The following is a 5,394-nucleotide window of genomic DNA, read 5'->3' on the forward strand; positions in this document are numbered from 1 at the left end:
CACCCCAAATTGTATCCAAGGATCTTTTCAGAATCGGAATCTCAAAAAATTCACCGTTTGCAGACCTCCTTCCGGAGATCAACAGGGTGATTGAGGAGATGAAAGGGGATGGAACCATTGACAGGATTATGAATAGATAAATCAATGATACCCATGTTCACTGCTTTTCTGCGATCAAACCCGCCCTAATCGTGCGTATCAGATTTGCCAGCATCAGTAAAATCAGAGCCCAGAAGACTACCCAAGCGGCTGTGTCAAATTGCGGCCCACCTGCAACGGCGGCATACACATAGGGCAACAGGGTATTAACCAGCACCATGATTCCCCAGAAAAGGACCTTGGGCCATGCCATGACCCGGCCGGTCAGGGAATTGACCAGACGGGCACAGCCTACAATAAACCCGGGCACGGTGATCATGTCAAAAAACAGAAATACCAGGGGATCAATCCCCCGGCTTTCCAGAAGGCCTTTGAACAGGAGATACTTTACAATATCGTAGCACCACAGAAAGCATATCCCCCCCAATTCATGGCGTCTTCTAATTTTCATCAATTAGATGTTGTCTTTGACTACATGAAAGGAAATTTTTGATGCCGTAACAGTGCTTCGGCCCGAATGAAGAAAGGAGACTACCCAGACGCCCTGGAAAAACAGAATCATACCCGGATCCCACAGGGCTTTAAATCCTTTATCCAGGGAAACGGCCACCTCGGGATCAGGGAAAAAAGCCAGTACTGCGATGGTATAAGCAATGGCTGCAAGCGCCATAATCTGGTACACGGAAAATTTGCGTTCACCCCTGAAGTCCGCCCTGAAAAACTCAGAGACCACGCGCCAGACCTGGGTTACCACAAGGGTTTCCACAAGGGCGGTTCCGGCAAAACCCCGGAGAAACAGCAAGGTACCGACAAGGCCGGATATCGCATAAATCACGGCGGTAATAATCTGGATGGGAATCATCTTTTCACCGGCCAGACCCGATGCATAGGCCACTTTTTTGGTCTCCCCCGTGAAGACCACATTAAAATGTTCAAACAGTTTGCGGGCGTGGCCGGTACACTGGCTCAACGGCTTGCCGTAACAGCAGCCAAAACTCAGGCAGGCAAGACGCCCCAAAGACTCTCCAAACGTATACCCGATGCTTAAACAGGCCATCATCACAGCAACAGGCAGATGAAAGTTGAAGGCTGTGCCCAACGTGGCATTCACCAGCATGATGATCCAGGGTGCGGTCACCACACCGGCAAATACGGCCCCGCCAATGGTCAGGGTGGAGTTTTTCTTTTCAACAATCCGGGCAACAATTTTAGAGGCCGGAATGGTGACCGCCAGCAGCAGAACAGTCACCAGCACCAAGACAAAAATGGGCATCCCGGCCGATGCGGCCAGAATCACGGCCATGATTACACCAAAGGTATACGCATTGGCAGACAAAAGCCCGTACCAGGTCAGATTCATCCCCCGCCACTGGCCCTGGTCAAGCTTTTCCAGAGGAAACGCCGCCACCATCTGCCATTTCTCTTTAGGCAACGTTTTAAATCCCCAACTCAGTACAACACCAATCAGCAGACCCAGCCCAACAACAAAAAAAATAGGTGCCATTACAAATCTCCCAAAGTTGCAGTTTCACCACAAGGGCAGGCATGACCGATACCTGAACGCACGGTCACTTCGGTTTCCACAAGGGGCCTGCCAAACCCTTCACTGAAACGGCTGCTCACGTCGGTGCGAACCTGGTTTTCCAGTAAATCTTCGGAAAAACGGATGCGCTGTTTTTGAAATATAACAATGGTTGTGGAAGAGCCCGGACGGTAAAGGCTTTTGGGACAACCCTTTTCCATAAAAAGTCCGGGCACCACAGCCCGGGGATGTTCATATCCCTTTTGACTGTAGCACTGGACAATTTTTCCAATCATCATGGCCACCACTTCCACCATGCACACAAGCCCGCATCCGGTGCCTCCGGGCACATCCGTATCAATGATGGTGACCACCCGCCGGTTTTTAGAGTATGGCGTCACTTCCCGGACCACAGCCCCGGGGTTGCAGGAATGAAAATGCCCGTCTATCTCATAAATATCCAAGACCGTTCCTGCCACAGGCGTATGGTTATAGTGATATTTATCCGGGGTGAGCCGGGTCACGGCGAAACTGCCCTGGTCAAAGGCGTCAAGCCATCGGGGCTTATCCCGGCCGATAAGCTCACAAAAATCAAAAAACTTACCTTTAATGAAAAGGGCTGAGTTTTTTGAAAATGCCCCCACCAGAAGACGAGAATCAGCTGGAGAGACTACCGCATAGGCGTCTTCCGGCATGGGACGAAGCTGCTCGTACCGAATTTTGCGTTCAAAAACTTTTCGAAGGGTATCCAGTTTCGCAGGGTCTCCTTCCACCTCTCTTAAATCAATGCCGTGGGCAGCCAAAAATTTCCCGGCATCCATCGGGGAGTTCAAAAAAGGCAGATCATAGGAAACAGCCCCGATCAGGCTGGACATCCGGGCCGAAATTATCAGACGAAACAAAAAGGAGGCTTTTTCGCGTATCGGCGAATAAATGGCACTGATAACGGGATCTGCTTTAAGGATTTCGGTTCTGACCTGCCGGGTTTTGCGGTCGATATATTGATGTTTCATAATGCGGGCATTATGCCTGCACTTTGTTTTAACCGTGTTAACTTACGACTAAAAGAATATGTGTAAAGTATGAGAACACCTTTAGATGTGTACAGACACCTAATCTTGCGAGGACCCGTAGTCTAATACTCGATGATCCAGTTTTTGAGATTAGACAATGTCACCATATTGGAAAATGTAAAGGCTGGTCAAGTCGATGGTATAATACCAACTATTCCAGCTGATATCTCACCCATCGGTTGGCCAGCATCCGGATCTGGATGTCAGCGAATTTTACCTGTGTCCGGTCTGCGGTTACATTGAACTGGGCGCCGCACCGGAAAAATGTCCGATCTGCTCGGCCAAACAGTCCAAGTTTATCCTGATTGACTAATCAAATACTTGCCGGACCCGGGCATGATGAACTGCACCGGGTCCGGCCTATTATGTGGCCAGCGCCAGTGGCCGATCTATTATAATAAGCCCTGCCGACCAAAGAACGGCAGGGGCGTGCCTTTATGCTTACAGCTTAAATCTGCCGACCATCTTGTTAAGATTTTCCGCAAGTTTAGATAATTCCAGAACATTTTCATTTATCTGCCTGGTGCCGGCCGTGATTTCGTCTGCAGACTGGCTTACTTGGTGGACATCCTGGGCAACTTCGGCTACCACGGTGGACGTCTGATTGACTTTTTCATTGACCTCCTGAACACCGGTGGCTGCCTGGCTGACATTATTGGAAATCTCCTGGGTTGTGGCAGACTGCTCTTCAATGGCAGAGGCTACTGATGTAACAATTGAATTGATATCGTTAATGATTTCAAGGATTTCCTTTATTGCGTCCACAGATTCAGTGGCTGTTGTCTGAACCTCGCCGATCTTCAACCCGATTTCGTCAGTCGCACGGGCAGTCTGCTTTGCAAGTTCCTTAATTTCACCGGCCACAACGGCAAACCCCTTACCGGCCTCTCCGGCTCTTGCAGCCTCTATGGTTGCATTCAATGCCAGAAGATTGGTCTGTGCGGAAATATCGGCGATGGTTTCCGTCACCTTGCTGATTTCCATTGCTGCCCGGCCTAATGCATCCACTTTTCCGGAAATATGTTCGGCTTTTTCAACGGCCTGGGTCGTTGTCTGGCTTCCCTTGGCGGTATTGGTTGTAATCTCATTGATGGTTGCAGACATCTCTTCTGCGGCGGCGACAATCATCTGCAGGTTCGCACTGGTCTGCTCTGTGGCAGCGGCAACACTGTTCATAGCCGTTTCCATCTCTTCTACGGCCGAAGAAACATTATTGGCTTTCTGGGAAGACTGTTCCGCACCGGATGTCATATGCTGGGACACTGCCGACAGTTCCGTGGAAGACGATGTCAACATATGAACCCCTTGTGAAATGTCCGCAAACATATTTTTCAAATTGTCCGTCATTTGCTTCATACTGGCATACACACCACAGAGCTGGTTTCCGGTGTTTTTGAATTCATATGTAAGATCACCGGACGCAATCTGGTCGGCCACTTGAGCGATTTCAGACGGATCATTTCCCAGAAGCGCCATAATGCTTTTAACAAACCACAGGACAGCCACAATTGTCAGGACAAGAAATACGCAACCCGCGGCAAGAACTATATTGCGAATCGAAACCACAGATGCTAAAAATTCAGATTCATCCTGAGTGAACACAATGCCCCAACCTGTCACAGGTACAGGAGCAAATCCACAAATCTTATCAACCCCTTTAAAAACATATTTCTCAAAACCTGTTTCCTGGGCCAGCAATCTTCTGGCAAGGCTATCCATCCCTTTAAGGGTCTCTATATTTATTTGGGAAATATAATCTTTTACAGGATGATAGATAAAAAGTCCGTCGTTACCCACCATAAACGGGTAACCTGTCTCGCCGATTTTAGTCCGGGCAATTCTGTCGGTTAAAGTCGCCAATTTTACAGACGATCCTAAAATACCGGCAAACGCCCCGGAACTGTCCTGTAAAGGAACGGCTATGACAAAAACAGAATCCCCGCTAACCTTTGAAATAAGCGGTTCACTTATGGTGATCTTACCGGATTTGGCAGTCTGAAAATAGTTGCGATCAGCTACACTTATTTTTTTCTGTATAGATTCTCCGCCATGGCCGTCAGCTAAAACAAGGAAGAGGCCCGATGAATTCGTAACAAAAATACAATCCTAATTTTGATGGATTTTTTGATATACATCTGAAAGATATGTTTTAACAGCAGAGGTTTCAGACAAACTACTTTCAATATTTTTAGTTTCGGCGTTATTAAGCATTTTTTGGATCAAAGGCTCAGACGCCAGTATTCGATTTTTTTCAATTTCCTGTTCCATGTAAAGGTTTGCCATGGTTGCAAGATTTTGTGCGGTGAGCGTTGCCTGTCCCTGTGCAATATTAACCAGTGCAGAGGCGGATTTGTTTATTGAAAATAATCCCACGACAACCAGAGGAAGCATTGCTGCCACCACGCCACCAATGATTAATTTTGATCTTAATGTTATTCTCATTAACTATCTCCGTCATAAAATTAAAAAATTAAATTGATTTTCTGTTTTCTATCCGAATCATAACCGATTTTTAAAAATAGTTACAAATTTTGCAATAAACTTCCCCTCCCTAACTTGCCCGTAATGCCTCAATGATATTCATGCGCGACGCCCTCAGTGCCGGTAGCAGGCCGCCCGCAAACCCCATGATCAGTGAAAAGGCAATGGATTTGTAAACGATTTCAAAGGTCAGATGAAAGGAAAAAGCCAGTTCGGAAA

Annotated in this window: 4 protein-coding genes and 1 pseudogene; 1 reads left to right on the plus strand and 4 read right to left on the minus strand. The window is 47.6% G+C overall.

Going from position 1 to position 5,394, the window contains the following annotated elements; translation table 11 throughout:
* Positions 1 to 157: 157 nt before the first annotated feature.
* From AB7U36_RS17500 to AB7U36_RS17510, 3 genes are read right to left on the minus strand one after another with little or no spacing between them, the layout of a single operon-like run.
* Positions 158 to 550, minus strand: coding sequence for a hypothetical protein (locus tag AB7U36_RS17500; protein WP_428160965.1), 393 nt, complete (start codon positions 548 to 550; stop codon positions 158 to 160).
* Between the two features lie 3 nt (positions 551 to 553).
* On the minus strand, positions 554 to 1,603 hold the full coding sequence (locus AB7U36_RS17505) for a prolipoprotein diacylglyceryl transferase family protein (RefSeq protein ID WP_428160966.1): 1,050 nt from the start codon (positions 1,601 to 1,603) through the stop codon (positions 554 to 556).
* Positions 1,603 to 2,634 (minus strand): phosphatidylserine decarboxylase, encoded by a 1,032-nt coding sequence (locus tag AB7U36_RS17510; protein ID WP_428160967.1) that lies wholly within the window; start codon positions 2,632 to 2,634, stop codon positions 1,603 to 1,605. Before AB7U36_RS17510 ends, AB7U36_RS17505 begins: the two co-directional genes overlap by 1 nt.
* A 277-nt stretch (positions 2,635 to 2,911) precedes the next feature.
* Between AB7U36_RS17510 and AB7U36_RS17515 the strand changes: the two genes are divergently transcribed.
* Positions 2,912 to 3,007, plus strand: coding sequence for a rubredoxin-like domain-containing protein (locus AB7U36_RS17515; protein WP_428160968.1), 96 nt, complete (start codon positions 2,912 to 2,914; stop codon positions 3,005 to 3,007).
* Between the two features lie 128 nt (positions 3,008 to 3,135).
* Here the strand turns inward: AB7U36_RS17515 and AB7U36_RS17520 are convergent.
* Positions 3,136 to 5,136 (minus strand): annotated as a pseudogene (locus AB7U36_RS17520) (methyl-accepting chemotaxis protein).
* Between the last annotated feature and the right edge of the window lie 258 nt (positions 5,137 to 5,394).

Source organism: Desulfobacter sp. (assembly GCF_050177295.1).

What these genes read in the sequence shown, in the direction of transcription:
- AB7U36_RS17510 (WP_428160967.1), bottom strand. Translation starts at nt 2,634, where the DNA reads ATGAAACATCAATATATCGACCGCAAAACCCGGCAGGTCAGAACCGAA.
- AB7U36_RS17500 (WP_428160965.1), bottom strand. Translation starts at nt 550, where the DNA reads ATGAAAATTAGAAGACGCCATGAATTGGGGGGGATATGCTTTCTGTGG.
- AB7U36_RS17505 (WP_428160966.1), bottom strand. Translation starts at nt 1,603, where the DNA reads ATGGCACCTATTTTTTTTGTTGTTGGGCTGGGTCTGCTGATTGGTGTT.